At 39.1% G+C, this 22,817-nt stretch carries 22 protein-coding genes; all 22 read left to right on the plus strand.

Annotated elements, in window-relative coordinates; genetic code table 11:
• Positions 1 to 120: 120 nt before the first annotated feature.
• The 22 genes from ATS72_RS00110 to ATS72_RS00215 all read left to right on the plus strand — a co-directional run bounded on the left by ATS72_RS00110 (position 121) and on the right by ATS72_RS00215 (position 22,813).
• Complete coding sequence (locus ATS72_RS00110; protein WP_006792696.1) at positions 121 to 1,053, plus strand: chemotaxis protein CheV; 933 nt, start codon at positions 121 to 123, stop codon at positions 1,051 to 1,053.
• Positions 1,054 to 1,073: 20 nt separating this feature from the next.
• The gene (locus ATS72_RS00115) at positions 1,074 to 1,904 is read left to right on the plus strand and encodes a CheR family methyltransferase (protein WP_058428526.1); all 831 of its coding nucleotides are present in this window, start codon (positions 1,074 to 1,076) and stop codon (positions 1,902 to 1,904) included.
• 141 nt (positions 1,905 to 2,045) lie between these two features.
• Positions 2,046 to 2,453 (plus strand): flagellar basal body rod protein FlgB, encoded by a 408-nt coding sequence (flgB, locus tag ATS72_RS00120; RefSeq protein ID WP_006792698.1) that lies wholly within the window; start codon positions 2,046 to 2,048, stop codon positions 2,451 to 2,453.
• 5 nt (positions 2,454 to 2,458) lie between these two features.
• The gene (gene flgC, locus ATS72_RS00125) at positions 2,459 to 2,890 is read left to right on the plus strand and encodes a flagellar basal body rod protein FlgC (protein WP_006792699.1); all 432 of its coding nucleotides are present in this window, start codon (positions 2,459 to 2,461) and stop codon (positions 2,888 to 2,890) included.
• Positions 2,891 to 2,903: 13 nt separating this feature from the next.
• On the plus strand, positions 2,904 to 3,584 hold the full coding sequence (locus ATS72_RS00130; RefSeq protein WP_006792700.1) for a flagellar hook assembly protein FlgD: 681 nt from the start codon (positions 2,904 to 2,906) through the stop codon (positions 3,582 to 3,584).
• A 59-nt stretch (positions 3,585 to 3,643) separates the two neighbouring features.
• Complete coding sequence (gene flgE, locus ATS72_RS00135) at positions 3,644 to 5,005, plus strand: flagellar hook protein FlgE (protein ID WP_039036562.1); 1,362 nt, start codon at positions 3,644 to 3,646, stop codon at positions 5,003 to 5,005.
• A 156-nt stretch (positions 5,006 to 5,161) separates the two neighbouring features.
• Positions 5,162 to 5,905, plus strand: coding sequence for a flagellar basal body rod protein FlgF (locus tag ATS72_RS00140; RefSeq protein ID WP_006792702.1), 744 nt, complete (start codon positions 5,162 to 5,164; stop codon positions 5,903 to 5,905).
• Positions 5,906 to 5,925: 20 nt separating this feature from the next.
• Complete coding sequence (flgG, locus tag ATS72_RS00145) at positions 5,926 to 6,714, plus strand: flagellar basal-body rod protein FlgG (RefSeq protein ID WP_006792703.1); 789 nt, start codon at positions 5,926 to 5,928, stop codon at positions 6,712 to 6,714.
• 15 nt (positions 6,715 to 6,729) lie between these two features.
• Positions 6,730 to 7,413 carry a flagellar basal body L-ring protein FlgH gene (flgH, locus tag ATS72_RS00150; protein ID WP_006792704.1) on the plus strand — a complete coding sequence of 228 codons (684 nt, stop codon included), beginning with the start codon at positions 6,730 to 6,732 and terminating at the stop codon, positions 7,411 to 7,413.
• Between the two features lie 12 nt (positions 7,414 to 7,425).
• Positions 7,426 to 8,520 (plus strand): flagellar basal body P-ring protein FlgI, encoded by a 1,095-nt coding sequence (locus ATS72_RS00155; protein WP_006792705.1) that lies wholly within the window; start codon positions 7,426 to 7,428, stop codon positions 8,518 to 8,520.
• A gap of 122 nt (positions 8,521 to 8,642) precedes the next feature.
• Positions 8,643 to 9,638: a flagellar assembly peptidoglycan hydrolase FlgJ gene (flgJ, locus tag ATS72_RS00160; protein ID WP_058428527.1), complete on the plus strand. Its 996-nt coding sequence runs from the start codon at positions 8,643 to 8,645 to the stop codon at positions 9,636 to 9,638.
• The gene (flgK, locus tag ATS72_RS00165) at positions 9,639 to 11,642 is read left to right on the plus strand and encodes a flagellar hook-associated protein FlgK (RefSeq protein ID WP_058428528.1); all 2,004 of its coding nucleotides are present in this window, start codon (positions 9,639 to 9,641) and stop codon (positions 11,640 to 11,642) included. It begins immediately after the preceding gene.
• 2 nt (positions 11,643 to 11,644) lie between these two features.
• Complete coding sequence (flgL, locus tag ATS72_RS00170; RefSeq protein ID WP_058428529.1) at positions 11,645 to 12,877, plus strand: flagellar hook-associated protein FlgL; 1,233 nt, start codon at positions 11,645 to 11,647, stop codon at positions 12,875 to 12,877.
• 334 nt (positions 12,878 to 13,211) lie between these two features.
• Positions 13,212 to 14,177, plus strand: a complete 966-nt coding sequence (locus ATS72_RS00175) for a flagellin N-terminal helical domain-containing protein (protein ID WP_058428530.1) — start codon at positions 13,212 to 13,214, stop codon at positions 14,175 to 14,177.
• A 495-nt stretch (positions 14,178 to 14,672) separates the two neighbouring features.
• Entirely contained in the window at positions 14,673 to 15,641 is a 969-nt protein-coding gene (locus ATS72_RS00180) for a flagellin N-terminal helical domain-containing protein (protein WP_058428531.1), read from the plus strand.
• A gap of 164 nt (positions 15,642 to 15,805) precedes the next feature.
• Positions 15,806 to 16,771 carry a flagellin N-terminal helical domain-containing protein gene (locus ATS72_RS00185; protein WP_058428532.1) on the plus strand — a complete coding sequence of 322 codons (966 nt, stop codon included), beginning with the start codon at positions 15,806 to 15,808 and terminating at the stop codon, positions 16,769 to 16,771.
• Positions 16,772 to 16,857: 86 nt separating this feature from the next.
• The gene (locus ATS72_RS00190; RefSeq protein ID WP_058428533.1) at positions 16,858 to 17,283 is read left to right on the plus strand and encodes a flagellar protein FlaG; all 426 of its coding nucleotides are present in this window, start codon (positions 16,858 to 16,860) and stop codon (positions 17,281 to 17,283) included.
• Positions 17,284 to 17,310: 27 nt separating this feature from the next.
• A complete protein-coding gene (fliD, locus tag ATS72_RS00195; protein WP_058428534.1) occupies positions 17,311 to 18,717 on the plus strand; it encodes a flagellar filament capping protein FliD in 1,407 nt (468 codons plus the stop codon).
• A gap of 40 nt (positions 18,718 to 18,757) precedes the next feature.
• A complete protein-coding gene (gene fliS, locus ATS72_RS00200; protein ID WP_039036571.1) occupies positions 18,758 to 19,192 on the plus strand; it encodes a flagellar export chaperone FliS in 435 nt (144 codons plus the stop codon).
• Complete coding sequence (locus tag ATS72_RS00205; RefSeq protein WP_039036572.1) at positions 19,182 to 19,463, plus strand: hypothetical protein; 282 nt, start codon at positions 19,182 to 19,184, stop codon at positions 19,461 to 19,463. Before fliS ends, ATS72_RS00205 begins: the two co-directional genes overlap by 11 nt.
• 70 nt (positions 19,464 to 19,533) lie before the next feature.
• The gene (locus ATS72_RS00210; RefSeq protein WP_058428535.1) at positions 19,534 to 21,624 is read left to right on the plus strand and encodes a motility associated factor glycosyltransferase family protein; all 2,091 of its coding nucleotides are present in this window, start codon (positions 19,534 to 19,536) and stop codon (positions 21,622 to 21,624) included.
• Positions 21,625 to 21,631: 7 nt separating this feature from the next.
• The gene (locus ATS72_RS00215; RefSeq protein ID WP_201020842.1) at positions 21,632 to 22,813 is read left to right on the plus strand and encodes a UDP-N-acetylglucosamine 4,6-dehydratase; all 1,182 of its coding nucleotides are present in this window, start codon (positions 21,632 to 21,634) and stop codon (positions 22,811 to 22,813) included.
• The last annotated feature ends 4 nt before the right edge of the window (positions 22,814 to 22,817 follow it).

The raw sequence follows: 22,817 nt of genomic DNA on the forward strand, positions 1-22,817 counted from the left end.
TTTCAAACAGGGTATAAATATTTTGCGTCAAAATTAAGACGCTCCCACGATGTTGTGTAGCTTTGTATATGTAGGAAGCAATTATCGTTCCGTATTATTTGTTTTCTAAAGGAGATTTTAATGGCAGGCATTTTAGACTCAGTAAACCAGCGTACTCAGTTGGTTGGCCAGAACCGCCTAGAATTACTATTATTTAAACTCAGAGGGCGCCAGCGTTTTGGGATCAATGTATTTAAGGTAAGAGAAGTCCTTCAATGTCCTCCGCTTACTAGTATGCCAAAATCGAATTCTTATATTCGTGGTGTAGCTCATATTCGTGGACAAACTATTTCTGTCATAGATTTATCTATGGCGGTAGGTGGACGTCCAATCGATAACATCAAAGACAGCTTTATCATAATTGCTGAATATAATCGCTCAGTGCAAGGTTTTTTGGTCGGTGGTGTTGAACGTATAGTTAATATGAACTGGGAAAAAATAATGCCACCACCTTCTGGTGCCGGACGTTATTCATATTTAACCGCCGTTACTGAAATAGAAAATGAGCTGGTAGAAATACTGGACGTTGAAAAAATATTAAATGAAATTTGCCCTGTTAACACAGAAGTAAGTTCTGAAGTTGCTGAAAGTGGTGACATTCAAAAAGATTTAGGTGAACGAATTGTATTTATAGCTGATGACAGTGCGGTTGCGCGAAATCAGGTAAAACGAGCACTTGAGCCGCTGGGTGTTCAAACTGAGTTGGCTAAAAATGGCAAAGAAGCGTTAGTAAGATTAAAAGAAATTGCCAAGCTTGATTGTCAAACAGATATTACAGAACGTGTTGCTTTGCTTATATCTGATGTTGAAATGCCTGAAATGGATGGCTATACACTAACTGCAGAAATAAAAGCAGACCCTAAACTTGCCCCTTTGCATGTCATTTTGCATACATCATTGAGTGGTGTATTTAACCAAGCAATGATTGAAAAGGTTGGGGCTGACGATTTTATTGCCAAATTTAACCCGGATGAATTAGCCACGGCGGTTAAAAAGTGGGTTCATTGTGAATAATCAAAACAGGTGCTACTAATTTGAATAATAAAGACTTGCAGCAAAATGAATACGATCAGTTCCGTTCGTTTTTAGAACAGCAATGCGGTATTGTTCTTGGTGAAAACAAGCAATACTTGGTAAAAAGTAGACTTGCGCCCCTTATGGCTCGTTTTGATGTAGGGTCGTTATCTGAACTTGTTAGCAAAACACTCGGGCCGCATGAGAGGCAATTGCGCGCGGCTGTTGTTGATGCGATGACTACAAACGAGACCTTGTGGTTCAGAGACCAATACCCCTTTGAGCTACTTCAAAACAGATTGTTTCCTGAGTTTAAAGATTTAAGGCGGCCTGTAAAAATTTGGTCTGCAGCTAGTTCGTCTGGTCAAGAGCCTTATTCTATTGCTATGTCGGTTGCTGAGTTTCAATCTAAGCAGCCTAACGTTTTAAAAATGGGTGCTCAGATCATTGGTACTGATATTTCTAACACTATGCTAGAGATGTGTAAAAATGGCGAGTATGACGCGTTAGCTTTGGCGCGCGGGTTGTCTGCAGAACGTCGAAAAAAGTTTTTTACAGACAGCGGCAATGGTATGGCAAAAGTTAACGACACTTTGAAAAGACAAGTGAGCTTTAGGCATTTAAATTTACTAGATTCGTATGCATTAATGGGTAAATTCGATATTATTTTTTGCCGCAATGTACTTATTTACTTCTCTCCAGAGGTAAAAGCAAAAATTATTAAACAATTTGCACAAGCGCTTAATCCTAAAGGTTATTTATTTTTAGGGGCTTCGGAGTCAATGGCCGGGTTGAGTGACGAATTTGATATGGTTAGATGCAATCCTGGCATTATTTACCAAAAGAAATAAACCTTTTTTCTTTCCTTCAAAACGACACATCATGTGTCGTTTTTCATTTTAAATCATTCGATTACAAAAAATATAATCACTCAATTATAAATGGCTTATTTATTGCTTTATTCAAGTTAAGTCAATTTTTTGGAGATGGTTATGGCTATCAGTTTTGATAAAGCTTTAGGTGTGCATCAGCATACTATGTTGATCCGTTCACAACGAGCAGAAGTGCTAGCAAGTAATATTGCTAATGCTGATACGCCGGGCTACAAAGCAAAAGATATTAACTTTGCCTCAGCATTAAAAGCGGCAAAATCACACCAGCAAAGCGGCAATACAATGGTAACTACTAATGAAAAACACATTGGTGGTGGTACCCGTAGTGTGGGTGGTGATGAATTATTTCGTACGCCAAATCAAACAGATACAGGTGATGGTAACTCAGTGGATGTACAGGTGGAACGGAACTTGTATACACAGAATGCTATGGAGTATCAGGCCAGCTTACAATTTTTAAGCGGCAAATTTAAAGGCCTGAATAAAGCCCTCGGTAGTCAAGGATAATAATTATGAGTTTATATAACGTTTTTGATATTGCTGGTTCTGGTATGAGCGCACAGAATGTTCGTTTAAATACCACTGCGAGTAATATTTCTAATGCTAATACAATTAGCTCTTCTCAAGACAAAACGTACCGAGCGCGACAACCTGTATTTGCTGCAGAGCTTACCAAAGCTTCTGAGTCGGTAAGTAATAATCAGGGCTCTTCTGTTGGTGTTAAAGTGCTGGGCATTGTTGAAAGCAGTGCACCACTGCAGATTGAATACAACCCTAATCACCCGAGTGCGGATGAAAATGGTTATATCTACAAACCCAACGTTAATGTTGTAGAGGAGATGGCGAACATGATTTCTGCCTCTCGCTCTTATGAAACAAACGTGCAAGTTGCTGATGCAGCTAAGCAAATGTTAAGTAAAACTCTGCTGCTAGGTCAGCGTTAACCGAGGGTAGGTTATGAGTAACGATATTAGTACATCTTCATCCTATTTAGATTCTTTGCGTTGGCAGGATACAACACCAACGACAACCGAAGAGCAAAGCGATGCGTTAACTCAAGAAGATTTCTTCTCGTTGTTAACTCAGCAATTATCGTTTCAGGATCCGAGTAAACCTGCTGATAACGATCAAATGATTGCACAAATGACCAATTTCACGATGGCTGAAGGTATCTCAAATCTCAATAGTAATTTTGAGTCGCTAGCAGCTTCGATGACATCTAACTCTGCTTTGCAGGCATCAACATTGGTTGGTAAGCAAGCATTACTTGAGTCGGATTCCTTAGATTTAAATGCAACGGGTGAAGCGAAAGGTTCAGTCGTTGCAGAAAGCCCAGTAGATAGCTTAACGCTTCGTATTACTGATGAGTCAGGTCAATTAGTTCGCAGTATTGATTTAGGTTCACAGTCTGCTGGTGCAATACGCTTTGCTTGGGATGGTAAAAACGAAGCCGGTGAGCGGTTGCCTGAGGGTGAATACAATATTGTAGCTGAAGGCAGTACAAATGGTGAGTTTTCAAGCTTACCCATTGCTACGTTCAAGAATATTGAAAGTGTAAATATAAACGGTGCCAATGGCATCATTATTAACACTAAAGAAGGTGCGGTTAGGCTGACTGATGTCGCAGAGATCGCGTAATAGAGTTTGATAATATTTCGCCTGTTTGCAGGCTGTATTTAATAGGTTAGAGGTCAATTATGAGCTTCAATATTGCATTAACAGGCATAGCTGCCGCACAAAAAGATTTAGACGTTACCGCAAATAATATTGCGAACGTTAATACAACCGGCTTTAAAGAGTCTCGCGCTGAGTTTGCAGATGTATATGCTTCTTCAGTGTTTAGTTCAGGTAGAACTAAAAATGGTGACGGTGTTCAAACCACTATGGTTGCTCAGCAATTTCACCAAGGTTCGCTGCAATTTACTAATAACTCATTGGATTTAGCGATTACAGGCGAGGGTTATTTTGCAATGAGCCAAGACTTGGGCGCGCAAGACTTTACTTATACGCGAGCAGGCGCTTTTAAATTAGATAAAGATAACTTTATCGTTGATGCCAAAGGTAACTTTTTACAAGGTTTCCCTGTAGATGAGGCTACCGGCGATACCACTTCAGTTAGTTTAAGTACTTCGTCGGCGCTGCAAATCCCTGATTCGTCTGGATCACCTCGTGCAACGGCAACGGTATACAGCTCATTTAATTTAGATTCACGTGCAGATGCGCCTTCGTTGCCATTTGATCCAACAGAAAGTGCTTCGTATAACTCATCAACTTCAACCACTGTTTACGATTCACTGGGTGAGGCACATGTTTTACAATACTTTTTTGTAAAAAATGATCCGACGACAAACCCTAATGAGTGGGATATACATGCAACGCTCGATGGTTTAGTTGTTGATCCAGCAACGGGCGCTGAGCAAACTACTGCGCCATATACACCTTTAACTACCCTAGGTTTTAGCTCAAGCGGTTTACCTGAAACAACAAATGGGGTTGCTAATGCAAACCCAAGCAGTTTCGATGAGTTAGTTTTACCTGCGGGTGCTGGGACTGGTTTATCTTCGTTACTGACCAACGGTGCGTCATTTCCTGATACGGGCGTAGAGCTTAATTGGCGAGATGAGGCTGCAACTACAAATAAGCAGCCCACTCAGTACGCAAGTCGATTTGAAGTTAAAGCGCTAGACCAAGATGGCGCTACGGTTGGTCGTTTAGCGGGTATTGATATTGGTACCGACGGAAAAATAGTGGCTTCATACAGTAATGGCGACACATCTTTCTTAGGTCAGGTAGCGATGGTTCGTTTTTCTAATTCACAGGGTTTATCGCAAGTTGGTGATACCTCTTGGAAAAAGAGCTTAACGTCAGGAGAGCCGATTGCAGGTGAACCAGGCTCGGGTACATTAGGTTCAATAAATTCATCAGCACTAGAGCAATCTAATGTGAACTTAACGAATGAGTTGGTTGACCTAATTAGTGCTCAGCGTAACTTCCAGGCTAACTCTCGTGCGCTTGAGGTTAACTCAACACTACAACAGGCAATCTTACAGATTCGTTAATTTAATACTTAACATAATTTTAAGGGCTGCTTTTTAAAGTGGCCCTTTTTATTTTCACTTCATTTAGTTTGTTTTATAACCATTTCACATCATTTCCTATTGTGGCATCTATTTTGCATTTCTTGTGTATAGAGATTTTTAATATGAGTCGATGCTATGGACAAAATGGTCTACATTGCGGCCTCAGGCGCTAAACAAAGCCTACAGGGGCTGGCCCTTAAAGCCAATAATTTGGCGAATGCGAATACTACTGGATTTAAGTCAGACTTTGCACAAGCTCGCTCTATGCAGGCTTTTGGTGAAGGGTTGCCATCACGTGTGTTTTCTATGCAAGAGCGCCCAGGTTCTAATATGACCTCTGGTGGCATAGTTGAAACAGGTAGAGACCTCGACATTGCAATGAGTGATAACGCATGGTTAAGCGTCCAAGATGCCTCAGGCAATGAAGCTTACACCAAGGTGGGTACATTAAATATTACCGCTGAAGGTATGTTAATGACCAGCCATGGTCGTCAAGTAATTGGCGAAGGCGGGCCTGTCATTTTACCAGTACCGATTGAAAAAATTGAATTTAGTGAAGACGGCGCAATTCAAGTTCGCCCGCAGGGGGCGCCTGCTACATTTTTAGAAGAAGTTGACCGCTTGAAGGTGGTTGAAGCTAATAGTTTTCAACTGGAAAAAGGGAACGATGGTTTATTTAGGCCTAAAGCAGGAGAGGTTGTTGATACTTCTGCCAATGTCAAAGTATTAAGCGGAACCTTAGAAATGTCTAATGTGAACCCAGTTCACGAAATGGTCGATATGATCAGCCATCAACGTCAATTTGAGTTACAAGTAAAACTGATGAAAACAGCTGAAGATCTGGATAGATCACAAGATCAGCTGATGCGCATAGTTTAACTTTAAATGAGGACACGATTATGAATCCAGCATTGTGGATCAGTAAAACGGGGCTAGACGCTCAGCAAACCGATATTTCGGTTATATCAAACAATTTAGCGAATGCCAGTACGGTCGGTTATAAAAAAAGCCGCGCTATTTTTGAAGATTTACTTTATCAAAATATTAACCAGCCAGGTGGGCGATCGTCGCAAGACACTGAAATGCCGTCTGGTTTAATGTTAGGTGCTGGTGCAAAAGTAGTGGCTAACCAAAAAAACTTTTCTCAGGGTAATATGCTAACCACTGAGAATTCATTGGATTGGATGATCTCAGGGCCTGGTTTTTTTGAAGTATTACAACCCGATGGCAATATTGCTTATTCGCGTAATGGGCAGTTTACTACCGATGGCGATGGTCGAATTGTCACGTCTGGTTCTGGTTATGTAGTGCAACCAGAAATGAATGTTCCCGATGATGCGCAATCAATTACTATTTCACAAGATGGTGAGGTATCTGTTCGTATTTCAGGTCAAGCCGATAATGTTGTGATTGGCCAGCTTACAATTAGCGATTTTATTAATCCATCGGGCCTTGAGCCTGTAGGGCAAAATCTTTATACCGAAACGGCAGTAAGTGGCGCGCCTGTGCAAGGTAACCCGGGTGTAGAAGGCTTAGGCACAATTATTCAGGGCTCACTTGAAACATCAAACGTAAATGTAACTGAAGAGCTGGTTAACCTAATTGAAACGCAGCGTATTTACGAAATGAACTCTAAAGTCATCTCGGCTGTTGACGAGATGATGAGTTACATCAATCAGCAATTATAAGGTGTAGGGGGAATTATGCGTCATTATATGTTATTTGCGGTAGGTACATTATTTTTAAGTGGCTGTGTTTCAACACAAAATAGTGATGTTGTTCAAGATGACCCCTATTATGCGCCAATGTATCCTGAACCAAGTATGGAACCCGTAGTTGCAACAGGTTCGTTATTTAATACTAATGTGTCAAACGACTTATACGCAGATAGAAAAGCACTGCGTACTGGCGACATTATTACTGTAAATTTACAAGAGTCTACTCAAGCTACTAAAGCAGCTAAAACCGAAACCGATAAGCAATCTGATGCAAGCCTAGACCCTGTCATAGGGCTTGGTGGCCTCCCTGTGAATATAGGTGGCGACAGTATTCAGTTTGGTATTGGTAGTGACGCCTCTTTTACGGGGGATTCTAAATCAAATCAATCAAACAGCTTATTTGGCAATATTTCGGTTAATGTTATGCGTGTTTTACCTAATGGTAACTTAGTTATTCGTGGCGAAAAGTGGTTAACATTAAACACTGGCGAAGAATTTATTCGTTTGGAAGGTTTAGTACGCCCGCAAGATGTGAGTTCTGATAATACGGTTGAGTCAAACCGAATAGCCAATGCGCGTATTCAGTACTCTGGCAAAGGGCAAACACAAGAAGCGCAAAGTGCAGGTTGGTTAACACGCTTTTTCAGCAGCTCGATTTTTCCTTTTTAGAGGGCATTCATTATGAATGTATTAAAATTAATTTGTTTAATCACGCTAATAGGTTGTCAATTTTCGGCACATGCTGAGCGTATTAAAGATATTTCTATGGTAGAAGGGGTTAGATCGAACCAGTTGGTAGGTTATGGCTTAGTAGTGGGTTTACCCGGCACGGGTGAGCAGAGCCGCTTCACTCAGCAAAGTTTTAAAGGCATGTTAAGTAATTTTGGTATTTCGCTACCTGCAAATTTAAGCCCTAAAATTAAAAACGTTGCTGCCGTTGCTGTTCATGCTGAATTACCCGCATTTAGAAAGCCAGGACAAACAATTGATATAACCGTTTCATCTATTGGTAGTGCGGGTAGCTTGCGCGGTGGCACGTTATTACAAACGTTTTTAAAAGGGGCTGATGGCAATGTATATGCTGTAGCTCAAGGTAGCTTGATAGTGGGGGGCTTGGGTGCCCAAGGCGCTGACGGCAGTCGGGTTGTTATTAATACCCCAACAGTTGGTCGTATTCCAAATGGCGCAACAGTAGAGCGTGAAGTTAAAAGTCCGTTTATGCAAGGCGATTTTATTACGTTTAACTTAAACCGCCCTGATTTTACAACGGCAAAGCGCCTTGAAAAAACAATTAACGATTTAGTCGGGCCTAACAGTGCAAAAGCAATTGATTCTGTGTCTGTTCGTGTGATTGCCCCTAGAGATGCTTCTCAACGTGTATCTTATTTATCAACGCTTGAAAATCTTGAATTTAAACCTGCAGATATGTCTGCAAAAATTATTGTTAACTCGCGTACAGGCACCATTGTGATTGGTAAAAATGTCAAGTTACAGCCTGCAGCAATAACACATGGCGGGTTAACCGTCACCATTTCAGAGCAACAAAATGTGGCTCAACCTAATGCATTAGCTGAGGGCGAAACCGTTGTAACGCAGCAATCAATTATAGATGTAAATGAAGACGATTCGCGTGCATTTGTGTTTAACCCGGGTGTTAGTTTAGACGATTTAGTTCGTGCTATAAACGAGGTAGGCGCAGCGCCTGGCGATTTAATGGCTATTTTAGAGGCCCTTAAAGAAGCCGGAGCAATAAACGGTCAACTTGTTGTTATTTAATATTTATTAAGCTTTAGCAAAGCCTTTGCTAAAGCTTCCCTTTCACTCCCTCATTCACACTTTCAATCTGGCTTAATTTTTGCATTTTAATTTGTATTATTCATTATTGTGTCAAAAAGCTGATGGAAACTAATCATCTAGACAAACAAAACTTTTTTGATTTAGGCAATTTAGATTCACTTCGTAAAGAAGCCTTAAGCGGTGGTGATGCATCAACCGATGCATCTAAGGCCGCTCTTAAAAAAGCAGCTGCGCAATTTGAAGCTATTTTTACCCAAATGCTACTTAAAAGTATGCGTAAAGCTAACGAAGCGTTTGAAGATAAAGAAAGCCCACTTAACTCAAGTAGCGTTAAGTTTTTTGAAGACATGCATGATCAACAATTATCTACTGAGCTTTCATCAAATGGGTCTTTAGGCCTTGCTGATTTAATTGTTCAGCAGTTATCGCCAGACGGCAAAACTTTTATGCCGGGTTCTGTTTTGAGAACCACCAATGACTTTTTAAGTGATATGCGTGCGGGCTCTTCGCTTCCTCATACCCAAAATGAAGAAAAAGCTGCTGTTAATGTTCAAAACGATAAAACCGATTCTAAAGTGCCTGAAGCTCCTTCAGCGACGTTCGAAAGTACTGAAGAATTTGTAACTACAGTATGGGAACACGCTAAAACAGCAGCACAAAAAATTGGCTTAAACCCTGCTGTTATGGTTGCACAAGCCGCACTTGAAACAGGTTGGGGTAAGCACATTATTAATAAAAGCGACGGTAACAGTTCAAATAACTTATTCAATATCAAATCAGATAAAAGCTGGGATGGCGAAAAAGCAAGTAAAGTAACCCTAGAGTTTGAACAAGGAACGCCTGTTAAAAAACAAGCAAGCTTTAGAGCTTATGACTCAATAAAAGAGAGCGTAAACGACTTTGTTGATTTTTTAACCCAAAACCCACGCTACCAAGAAGCATTACAAAATACAGCTAAGCCAAGCGAGTTTTTAGATTCATTACAAAAAGCCGGCTACGCAACGGATCCTAATTACGCTAGTAAAATAAAAAAAGTGCTTAACAGTGCTCAATTAAAAGATGTTGCAGCCAGTGTTATTCGCCAAGGAGTAAAGTAAATGTCGTTTAACTTATTAAACATTGCCAGTTCTGGGGTTAGAGCAAATTCGGAACTACTGCAAACGACAAGTAAAAATATAGCGAATGTAAATACCGAAGGCTATGTGCGAGAGCGCACAGAGCATACAACTATGGTCGATAACCAGGTAGGGAAAGGAGAAACCTATCGCTTGTTAAACCAGTTTGCCCAAGAGCAACTCAACAGAGATACCTCTAATAAAACGTTTTTTGATCAATTTGTTACAGAGTCAAACCGCGTTGATAGTTTGTTTTCAGAAGATTCTAATAGTTTATCTACTAGTATAAATTCATTGTTTAATAATGTTCAGGAGTCGTTAAATCAGCCTTCGTCTACCGTTGCTCGCTCGCTGGTAATGACGGATGCTGAAAACTTAGTGAATCAAATGGACAGACTCTCAGGCATTGTTTTCGATCAGAAAAATATTGTAAATGAACAGCTAGACGTATTTACAGAAGAGGCAAATGGCTTAATTCAAAAAATTGGTACATTAAATCAAGATATTGCTGCTGTTAACGGCACCAATAACCAAGCCGATGCAAGTTCTACTTATAATGAACGCGATAAGGCAATCCGTGATTTATCAGAACTTATTGATATAGAAACATTGGATGGCCCAAATGGTGAAAAACTTGTATTTATGGGCACCGGTGTGGCGGTTGTAATGCAAAATGGCTCGTTTAATTTGTTTTCTATGCGTGGCGATCCTGATCCAAACTTTAAAGAACTTAGGTTAGATGTTAATGGGGGCAAGGCAGTGCCGCTTGAAGTTGATGTATCTAAATTAAAGGGAAAAATTGGTGGATTACTGGCATTTAGAGACGATGTGCTAGTCCCTGCTCAAAATCAAATTGGCCAAATGGGCTTAGCAATAGCCGATTCTTTTAATGAACAAAACAAGCTGGGTATGGACGCTAACGGAGAGCTCGGGGGTAATATTTTTAATATTCCTACGGTTGGTGGCTATGCTTATACCGCTAATACGGGTAGTTCAAGTATGACTGCAACCCTTGAAGCTGGTAAGGGCAGTGAATTGCCTGCAAGTGACTTTATAATTACTTATACCAGTGCTTCAACGGTCGAAATTCAGCCAATAGATAATAAAGGTGAGCCGCTAGGCACAGCATCGACAGCAAATATAACCGCTGGCGTCATTGATTCATCAACAATTACTAGTGGCGAATCGTTTGGTTTAGAGATTAATGTTGCTGGCGCTGCTAATGCAGGTGATCAGTTTCAAATAAAGCTTAACTCTGAGTCGGCGGCAAATATGTCTTTAGCAACCACTCGTGGTGAAGATTTAGCGCTTGCAGCACCAATAAGAACAGCAAACGACATTAATAATATAGGAAATGCCACCATTACGGTTGGTGAGGTAAGTGATGTTACTACTGGTAGCTTTACAACGTCACCGGCAGGTCTTACAAATGGCCCTATTAGTGTTGTTAAAACCGCTAATCTAAATGAATACACAATAAGTGATGGTGTAAATACCAGTACTTTTGCAGCAACTTTGCCAGCAAAAGACATGTTACAACAGGCAGGTAATGGCTTTGAACTATATGGTTTTGACTTTGATATTGAAGGCAGCCCTGAAACTGGCGATACATTCACACTTGAGTTTAACCAAGGTGGCTTTGATGATAACCGTAATGGTCAAAAGTTAGCGGGGTTACAGCAAGGTGAATTAGTGCGTCAAAATGTTGTTAGCGGTACAAATTCAGACAACCACAAAACATTTAACCAAGCTTATGCAGGATTGGTAAGCGATATAGGTGTGGTAACTAACCAAGCAAAAACGAATGGGGAAGCATTTGAAGCGCTTGCTCAGCAATCTGAAGCCTGGTATGAATCGCTTTCTGGCGTAAACCTTGATGAAGAGGCTGCCAATTTATTACGTTTTCAACAGTCTTATGCGGCTTCTGCGCAGGTACTTGCAACTGCTCGTACTGTTTTTGACACTATATTAAGTGCTGCGAGGTAATTATGCGCTTATCAAACAATTTGATGTACCAAAGTAGTTTAAATTCAATTTTGAACAATCAACAAAATGTTAGTAAGGCTCAAGAGCAAGTTAATACTCAAAAGCGTGTGTTAACGGCATCGGATGATCCTGCAGCGGCTTCCCGCGCACTTCAATATACCGATCGAATACAGAGTAATGAGCAGTACAGTAAAAATATAACCATGCTTAATAGCCGCTTGAATATAGAAGAAGGTGCACTTGAAAACATAAAAGGCGCATTAGAGAGAGCGCATACTTTAACCATTCAGTCAGGTAACGGTGCATATAGCGCTGCTGACAGAGAAGGGCTTGCCGAAGAAATTAAAGCGCTTCAAAGTACAGTACTTGATTTAATGAACTCTAAAACGGAAGACGGGAAATATATTTTTTCTGGTTATCAGGATAATACACAGACTTACTCGCTCGATTCATCCACCGGCTTATATGTGTATGGTGGCGACCAAGGTCAGCATATGATTAAGATAGCTGAAGGGGTTGATATTAAATCAAGTGATAATGGGTTTGATGCCTTTGAAAAAGTGGATGCGCGTTTAGATGTTGTTTCTAACGATGGAGTTGTATCAGGCGGTATTACAAGTTCTAAGGTGTATGTAACGGAACAAGGTCAATTTGATACGTTCCATAAACAGAACTATAACCCAGATCCGGCGGCTGCCGCAGGTGCTAATACACTAAACGTGATCACAACAGCGGGATCACCTAATACTTATCAAATAGAGCAAGCAGGGACAATACTAGCAACCGGTAACATCAACGACTCTGTTATCAAGTTTGCAGGTATGGAGATAAGTGTTACCCCAGTTGCGACAGGCCAAATTGATATTACGCTTGAAGCACCTAAAAAAGAAAATGTGCTTAACTCTATGAGTGAACTTATTGCTGGCCTGACTAACCCTGCGTTAACAGAAGAAGAATATGAACAAGTTCTTGCTGACTCGCTTGTTCAAATTACGAATGCAAAAAATAATGTGTCTCTAACCCAAGCTGGACTGGGTGGACGAATCAATACAGCAGAAAAAGTACTGCAATCAAATACAGATTTAGATATTAATAACAAATCAGCACGATCTGACTTGGTTGATATAGATATAACAGAAGCAATAACTGAGTTAACCAAACAAGAAACAGCACTTCAGGCATCACAGGCAACCTTTGGCCGTTTAGCAAACCTTTCGTTGTTTGATTACTTATAATTAAACTCAGAGTAAGGCAATACTTTGCCTTACTCTGTAAAACTCTTCGCTTTTAATAAATACTTCTTTTAAATAAACTACTTACATCACCAATAAAAGCACTTTAAAAACATTTATAATGGTGTTTTTATTTAGCGATGACTTTAAATGATTTTTATTTTAATTAAATAAATTCAGCAGGTTAAAAAATAAATTTGATTTTTTTAAAAAAAAGCTAAAGGATTTTTTTTCTAGACCGATAACTTAATTAACCAAGCACAGCGTTGAAATTACAACCACTGCTTAATCTAGTAAGTTTGAGAGTAAATGATAAGTTTACTTTAGGAGAGACATCATGGCTTTATATGTAAATACAAATGTTAGTGCGTTAAACGCACAAAGACAGTTAAACAACTCAGGTAATGCACTTGATACATCATTCCAACGTTTATCATCAGGTATGCGTATCAATAGCGCAAAAGATGATGCGGCTGGTCTACAAATTTCTGACCGTCTTACATCACAAGTAAATGGTTTGAATCAAGGTAACCGTAACGCGAATGACGGTATCTCTCTGGCTCAAACGGCTGAGGGTGCACTTGATGAAGTAACATCAATGTTCCAGCGTGTTCGTACTCTTGCACAGCAAGCTACTAACGGTTCAAACACAGATGAAGATCGCTTGGCAATTCAAGAAGAGATTCGCTCTTTGTCTGCTGAAGTTAACCGTGTGGCTGAAGATACCACATTTGGTGGACGAAACTTATTAGATGGAACTTATTCAGCTAACTTTCAAGTAGGCGCGGATGCTGTGCAAACAATCGGTTTCAGTATGCAAACTGTAGGCGCGACTACTAATACTATAACTGCGGCTGGAGGTTTTACTCTATCGGGTATTGCAAGTGTTGCATCAGCGGTGTCAGGCAAAGCATTATCAGCTAACTTAGTGGGTGTAAGTCAGGCTGGTGGTACTGCAGCGGCAGATTCATATGATTTTGCAACTCAATTCACTGAAACAGGCATTAGTGTATCTTCTCAAGGTAATGCGCAAGCGGTTTTAGCAGGTATGGATGCAATGATCGCAGTAGTTGATAAAAAACGCGCTGAATTAGGTGCTGTCCAAAACCGTTTTCAATCTACCATCCGAAATCAATCTAACATAGCTGAGAACTTAAGTGCTGCTAAATCACGTATTCAAGATACCGATTTCGCGTCAGAGACTGCAAACTTAACTAAGATGCAGATTTTACAACAAGCAAGTCAAACAATTTTAGGTCAAGCTAATCAGCGTCCACAGGCTGCACTTAGCCTACTAGGTTAATAAAGTTTTATAATTAGATTAGTCAATTTATTGGCGAAGAAGAAATGAAAGCGCCTTTGCTTAATGGGGTATTAACAAAGGCGCTATAGGATTTTGCCAGCGGAGGCCTTAATCCAAGTTGTTCTAACATTTGTAGAACATAAATGTATTAGCACAAACTATGCCATTAGTTTGTGTTAGTCACCCACTCTCAAACTTATCAAATCATAAGGCCCTTAACGGGCCTTATTTCTCAATTATACTACTACTACCTTTAACTGCCCAATTTTAAATCAAAACACACCGTATAACGGATTTCCAGTCTTTAATAGTCTATAAAATAAAGTTGGCCTAATGCTTGCTTTTATCTTTGTAAGTTTATTATTAACTTACAAAGTGGCAGATAGTTGCCCCTAGGCAGAATATACCGCCTACATATCTAGTCACTTTGTCAAATACCCACTTTCTTTGAATGAGATAGTGACCTAACTTTGACAGATAAGAAGAGAGTTTATTATGGCTTTATATGTAAATACCAATGTAAGTGCGCTTAATGCGCAAAGACAGCTTGATAGAAGCGGCGGTGACTTAGACACGTCATTTAAGCGCTTATCGTCCGGCCTTCGTATTAATAGCGCAGCAGATGATGCCGCAGGTTTGCAGATTTCAGACCGCTTACAATCGCAAATATTAGGCCTGAATCAAGGTAACCGAAATGCGAATGATGGTATTTCTTTAGCGCAAACTGCTGAAGGTGCAATGGATGAAATTACCTCTACTTTTCAACGTATTCGAACGCTTGCACAGCAATCTGCAAATGGCTCTAATACAGATGAAGATCGCTTAGCAATCCAAGAAGAAATTCGTCAATTATCGGCAGAGGTAAATCGTATTGCTACGGATACTACTTTTGGTGGTCAAAACTTACTTGATGGAACTTATTCTGCAAACTTTCAAATTGGCGCTGACGCTGTACAGGCTATAGGCTTTAGTATGCAAAATGTTGGCGGAACAGCGAATTCATTATCAGCTAATGGCGGTTTTACTTTATCAGGTGTTGCAGGTGTTGCATCTGCGGTGTCAGGCAGGGCATTATCAGCCAACCTTGCAGGGGTTAGTGATGCTGGTGGAACAGCAGCAGCAACTACATACAATTTTGCAGCCCAATTTACTGAAACTGGGATTAGCGTTTCTTCACAAGGAAATGCGCAAGCGGTTTTAGCCGGTATGGATGCAATGATTGCAGTAGTTGATAAAAAGCGTGCTGAATTGGGTGCGGTACAGAATCGTTTTCAATCAACAATTCGTAACCAAGCTAATATTTCTGAAAATTTATCTGCTGCTAAATCGCGTATCAAAGACGCTGATTTTGCAATGGAAACGGCTAACTTAACTAAAAATCAGATTTTACAACAAGCAAGTCAAACTATTTTAGGGCAGGCGAATCAGCGCCCGCAGGCTGCACTTAGCCTACTTCAGGGTTAATAAGATCTTAGCTAGTAGAAATTAAATACAAATAAAGCTAAAGCTTTCGCTCCAATGGACGATATATGATTTAGAGGACTAAAAATCCAGGACTCTAAACCTCGGATAATAACAGGGTAGGGGTATCCCGTTATTATCTATCGAAATTTGAAGCGGAGGCTATCATGGCTTTATATGTAAATAGTAATGTGAGTTCTTTGAACGCACAAAGACAATTAAGCAAATCAAGTAACGCATTGGATACTTCATTCCAACGTTTATCGTCAGGTATGCGTATCAACAGTGCTAAAGACGATGCTGCAGGTATGCAGATCTCAAACCGTTTATCATCACAAGTTAATGGTTTAAATCAGGGTAACCGAAACGCGAACGACGGTATTTCACTTGCGCAAACAGCCGAAGGGGCACTTGATGAAGTAACATCAATGTTTCAACGTGTTCGTACTCTTGCACAGCAAGCTACTAATGGTTCAAATACAGATGAAGACCGCTTAGCACTTCAAGAGGAAATTCGTTCTTTATCGGCAGAAGTTAACCGTGTAGCGGAAGATACGACATTCGGCGGTCAGAATTTACTAGATGGTACGTTTTCAGCAAACTTTCAAGTTGGCGCAGATGCTGTTCAAACTATAGGCTTTAGTATGCAAACTGTGGGTGCGACTACTAATACTATAACCGCGGCCGGAGGTTTTACTTTGTCGGGTATTGCAAGTGTTGCATCTGCTGTGTCAGGTAAAGCATTATCGGCTAGCTTAGCGGGTGTAAGTCAGGCCGGTGGTACTGCAGCGGCAGATTCATATGATTTTGCAACTCAATTCACTGAAACAGGCATTAGTGTATCTTCTCAAGGTAATGCGCAAGCGGTTTTAGCAGGTATGGATGCGATGATTGCAGTAGTTGATAAAAAACGTGCGGAGTTAGGTGCTGTTCAAAATCGTTTCCAATCAACTATTCGAAATCAGTCAAATATAGCTGAAAATTTATCGGCTGCTAAATCACGTATTCAAGATACTGATTTTGCACAAGAAACAGCAAATTTAACTAAGATGCAGATTTTACAACAGGCTAGCCAAACAATCTTAAGCCAAGCAAATCAGCGCCCGCAAGCAGCGTTATCGCTTTTAGGCTAATTGATTTGAACTATGAGCCACCTTAGACTAAGCAAATAGTCCAAATGTGGCTTATAGTCTTAATATATGTTTCGAGGGTAGCCGAGATGATTGATTTAAATTCTACACAAAAAACGATAGATGGGCTCAGTGTTGTAAATACATCTATTGATAAAGATGCGGTAAAAGAAGAAAAGCTTGAAAAGGGTACAGCTTTAACAGCAAGAGAAGCTGTTGATTTGAAGAATGCTCAAAACCTTAAAGAGCAAGAAGGTAAAGAAGATAAAGAATTGTTTGTCGAAGTAAAAGACAATCTAGAGAAGCTAAATGAGTATATCCCAGTAACATCAACTAACTTAAAATTTGAGTTTGATGATGGTGGAGATCTCCCTATCATTAAAGTGCTTGATAAAAGCAACGATGAAGTAATTAGAGAAATTCCTACTGAAGAGTTCAGGGAAATAGCTAAAGCTTTGGACGAATTTGCCGATAAACTAACTAATAAAGGTTTACTGTTTAATAAAACAGTTTAAGCCGCTTCAGCTATTTAGGATTATATTATGCCTCTTATTACATCTGCGGGTATTGGTTCAGGTCTTGATTTGGAAAGTATTATTTCGGCGTCAGTTGATGCTGAAAATGTACCTAAAATGAATGCCTTTGCAGCGAAGGATGAGGCGCTTCAGGTTGAATTATCAGCAATAGGTGAAGTCAAATCGGCAATGTCTAAACTTCAAGATACAATTGAAAAATTAGCAGACCCAGATAACTTCAACAAAAGAATTGCCAACATAACTCAACCAACAAGTGATGACGGAGACTTGATCTCTGTTACACCTACCTCAGATATCACACCAGGTGATTTTAAAATAGAAGTAGTTGCAATAGCTCAAGGTAGCCGAGCACTATCTGAGGATGGATTGTTTGCTACTAATGAAGATGTTGTGAGTGCTTCAGGCGGTACATTATCCTTTTCAGCAGGCCCTGATAAATCTTTTGATTTGACTTTGGATACCGGTGCTACTCTTTCAGATTTACGCGATGCGATAAATGACTCTGACAGTAATTTTGGTGTCACAGCGAATATTATTAATACGGGTTCGGAAGCTAAACTAGTTTTGACTTCTACTGTGACTGGGACCGGGAACGATCTTGTCATAACAAACGATAATGCTGAACTCGATAACGTATCTACTATAGCAAATGCTGGTGGTGCAGGCGGCATTGGAATAGCAGCAGAAAATACCGCAACAGATGCAATTATTAAAGTTGATGGCATTACCATAACGAACGATACAAATACGTTTAAAGACGCTGTTCAGGATATGACTATCACTGCTAAACGTCAAAGCATTGACGGGGAAACAGCCAAACTCTCAGTTAATGTTGATAGAGAAAGTGTAACAGAGCTAGTTGATGAGTTTATCGCCAATTATAACAACCTAATTGGACAGATAGGGTTGCAAACACGGATCGGCAAGCCCTTAAATAGTGATTCTACGATAAGATCATTCGATTCTCAGCTAGTTAATGGTTTATCAACACCATTATCAGACGCAGGACCATTTACTAGTATTTTTGATATTGGTTTAGGGATTGATAAAGACGGTTACATAGAGAAGTCATCATTAGTTCGCAGCCTAAACGATGCAATAGATGAAAATTACGACAATATTGGCAAGGCTTTTGCTGGTGATAACGGTATAGCTAAAAATCTGGAAAGTTTATTAGATAACTATGTTAATTCTGATGGGATAATGAAACAACGCGAGAATAATTTAAATTCCCAGATTGATGATTTAGAAGATGATGTGGCTAATCACGAATATCGTATGGAGGCCTTGGAAGGTAGACTTCGAGAACAGTATGCGGGATTGGACGTACTGCTTGCGCAAATGCAATCTACGCAAAGTTATTTAAGTGCTCAGTTAGCTAGCCTGCCTGGATTTACACGTTCAGACAGTTAGTATATCAATCAAAGTTGGTAACAATATAATCAGGTGAACTATGTACAATGCTAGAGTAAAAAATTATCAAAAAGAAGCCTTAAAAACGCGTGTTGCAGGGGCTGATCGTTATGAAATAATCCAAATGCTAATGTCTGGTGCAATCGAAAAAATGGTTCTTTCAAAAGTGGCTATCGACAAAAAAAATTTTGAAGCAAAGAGTGAGCATTTATCTAAAGCTTCAGCAATAATTTCAGCATTAAGAGATTGTTTGGATTTTAATGCCGGCGGAGAAGTTACTGAAAATCTTTATGCCCTATATTCATACATGAACGAACGTTTAATTGATGCAAGTGTAAAGAATGATGTCAATATTGTAGATGAAGTTTCAAACTTACTAAAAGAAATAAAATCTGCATGGGATGCAATTCCTGTGGATGTTCGTCACCAAGTTTTAGGTACAAATGGAAGCCAGGCGACTGTTAATGCAGGCTAATACGGATAAATTAGCTGAGTTGCTTGATGCGATGGAGGTTGCGCTTAAAAACTCTAATCAAATTGAAGCTCAAGATTACCTTAATGAAATAGACCAGCTGCTAAGAAGTCTAACTAAAGAGGATTTAGCTGCTGAAGAGCAATCATTTACTCTGCTAAATAAGAGACTTATAGAGATATCTATAGTTTATACATCACATCGTGACGATATGAAAAAGCAGCTTTTTCAGTTTAAAAGCAATTCTAAAAAACTTTCAGCTTACTCTAAATAACTTATTATATTGGCATTTAAATTGCTTTAGGTTTGCTTAACGATTCAATCGCAATACTGGTAATTAACTTATGACGAATCAGCAAGAACAACTCCAGTCGTTACTCTTAGAGACTGAAAAATCAATATTAGAAAATCATGAACAAAATCTGCGTGAACTTAAGTTTGCGGATGAAGCCAATTGTCGATTTACCAGGAATTTAGAAACTTTTGAGAAGTATTACCCTGATATTGCGAAATCGATTACTGACTTTCAATTACGTGAAGATTTTTGTATTCATGTTACCAAATCTGGACATGGTAACTTCGTCCCCAAGGGTGAGCATGTGCCCTTATATAGTGATAACCCGGTAGCGCAGACAATCCAACAAGTAAAAAAGTATACGAAAAAAGCAACTTTTGGGCGTACGGATTATACAGGAACACAAGAGTGGGAAAGTGATGATCCTAGGATGCATATTCAATATATGCGCCGTTTAAGTGGGGTTTTGAGTAATGTTGGCGCACAAAACTATACACCTATTAAATCTTTACCTAAGCATTACCCCACAGCAATGATTTTTGGTGTTGGTTTGGGTTACCATATCCCTGAACTCTTAAGTAATCATTCTTTTGATTATATGTTTATTTGTGAGCCTGATTTTGAGTTATTCTTTGCGAGCTTGTTTTGTACTAATTGGTTTGAAATTATTGAATTACTTGATAATCAAGGCGCTTGCTTATTTCTAAGTATAGGGGTGAACTATGCGCAGTTTTTCGATGAAGTTTTTCGAATTGCAACGGATATAGGCGCATTTTGCGCTATTAATAGTTTTTGTTACCAACACTACCCATCTAAGGAAGTTAATGATTTAATTCGTTCATTTTTTGATAACTACTATCAATTACAAACGGGTTATGGCTTTTATAATGACGCTATAACTGGGTTGGCACACGCAATTCATAATGTTGAAAATGGCAGCAAGTTTTTATTTACTACAAATGGTACACTCAAAGAGTTAGTGGATGTTCCTGCATTTGTTATTGGTAATGGCCCTTCGCTAGATAACGCTATTGAACTAATTAAAAAATATCAGGGTAATGTAATTGTTTTTGCATCAGGTACGGCGCTGCAAAGTTTATTGAAAGCAGGTATAGTTCCTGACTTTCATGTTCAAGTGGAAAGAACACGTTCAACTTATGATGTTTTAAAGATGATTGAACCTGAACAAGGGTATCAAGATTTAAACTTACTTACAGTAGATGTGATGTACCCTGAGGTATTAAAACTTTACAACTGGGCAGGGGTTGGGTTGAAAGGCCCTGAAGCCGCGACTGCCTTTTTGTCGCTATACAGCTATTTAAAAAGTGGTAAGCAAGTATCTGAGCTACCTGCAAGTGGTCCTCTAGTATCAAATACTGCTTTTTCATATGCCGTTCAATTAGGGTTTAAGCAAGTCTATCTGTTAGGTGTTGATAATGGCTACAATTTAGATGGAAAAACACATTCTGATTTATCTGTATATAATTATACAAATCTACCTGTTTTCGGAGGCGCAAATATACCTTTTGAGGGTAATTTAACAAATGGAGTTATGGCAACTTCATTAATGGCTATGTCCAAGTCTAGCTTTGATAGGTTAATTACTGCAACTGAGAATAATGTTACCGTATATAATGTTGGTGAAGGGGCTAAACTTCGAGGAGCTACACCTCTCTATGAAGAAGATGTACTCATCGATGAGCCTATAATTAATAAAAAAGCCCTGGTGAACAAAATAAAAAATCACTATTTTGAGCCTGTTGCAAGTGATGAGTTAGAAAAAATGTTTGGCTTTGATGAGTTTGATTCATTATGCGATTATATTATTAGCATTGGTAAGAGGCCAATTGCAAATAGAGACGAAGCGAACGCGAATTTACTTGCTCAACAGAGAGTTGTTTTTGCTTATAAAAAGTCTAAAACACCACATCTACTCCAATTACTTAAGGGAACAATGTTGTATTTTCATTGTGCAATTGTTTCTTTTCTTTATCAATTTGAAGAAGAAGAAACATTGCAGCATTTCATTGCTGCTCATCAATTATGGCTAGAGTTTGTTGAGGCAGCGAAAAAAGATTACAGAAAGAACTGGAAAACATTGTGTGAATTCACTTTACCTGAATACCAAAAGAAATCATGAAATTAATATGCTTGATTTACTTCAAAGATCGACTTCACTTTTTGATATTGACTTAGCTAAGCATGAAGATGAAATAATTAGAACTGTAAATGATTCTCGTTTCTTAGTGTTAGGTGGAGCTGGTACCATAGGCCAAGCTGTTACTAAAGAAATTTTTAAAAGAGATCCATTAAAAATTCATGTTGTTGATATAAATGAAAATAACCTCGTTGAGCTTGTTCGTGATTTACGTTCTTCGATAGGATATATAGAGGGAGATTTTCAAACATTCACACTTGATATCGGTAGTGAAGAATATGATGCATTTTTCAACGCTGATGGTGGTTATGATTATGTTCTTAATTTGTCCGCTCTCAAACATGTCAGAAATGAAAAGGATCCTTTCACACTGATGCGCATGGTGCGCACAAACATACTCAATACTGAAAAAACCTTACAACAATGTATAGGAAAAGAAATAAAAAAGTATTTTTGTGTTTCTACCGATAAGGCAGCAAACCCTGCAAATATGATGGGAGCATCAAAAAAGATAATGGAAATGTTTGCTGCAAGAGCCAGTAAAAAAATTGATGTATCCATGGCTCGATTTGCTAATGTTGCTTTTAGTGATGGCTCATTGTTACATTCATTTAAGCAGCGTATTGATAAAAGCCAGCCAATTGTCGCCCCGAATGATATAAAACGGTATTTTGTAACGCCTGATGAATCTGGTCTTATTTGCTTGTTTTCATGTTTATTAGGTAAAAATGGTGATATTTTTTTTCCGAAGTTAAATGACAATATTCATTTATCAACGTTTTCATCGATCGCTGAGCGCTATTTATTACAACAAGGATTTAGAGTACGAGAGTGCTCTAGTGAAGAAGAGGCAAGATCCTTAATCTCACAACTTCCTGACAAAGGTTATTGGCCATGTTTATTTACTCAAAGTGATACAACTGGGGAAAAGGCTATCGAAGAGTTTTACACTGATGAGGAAGAGCTGGATATTATACTTTTTAATGGGTTAGGGGTAATTAAGAACTCTCTTAGTTGTGATAATGAAAGGTTAATGGACTTTACTATTCAAATCGACTCACTCTTGAGAAGTGGGTATTGGACAAAAGAGCAAATTTTAAGTCTTTTCTTTACGTTACTTCCTGAGTTTGCACATCACGAAACAGGTAAATACCTAGAAAGTAAAATGTAATGGA

The organism is Pseudoalteromonas sp. 13-15, assembly GCF_001468205.2.
Taxonomy (GTDB): Bacteria; Pseudomonadota; Gammaproteobacteria; order Enterobacterales; family Alteromonadaceae; genus Pseudoalteromonas; species Pseudoalteromonas marina.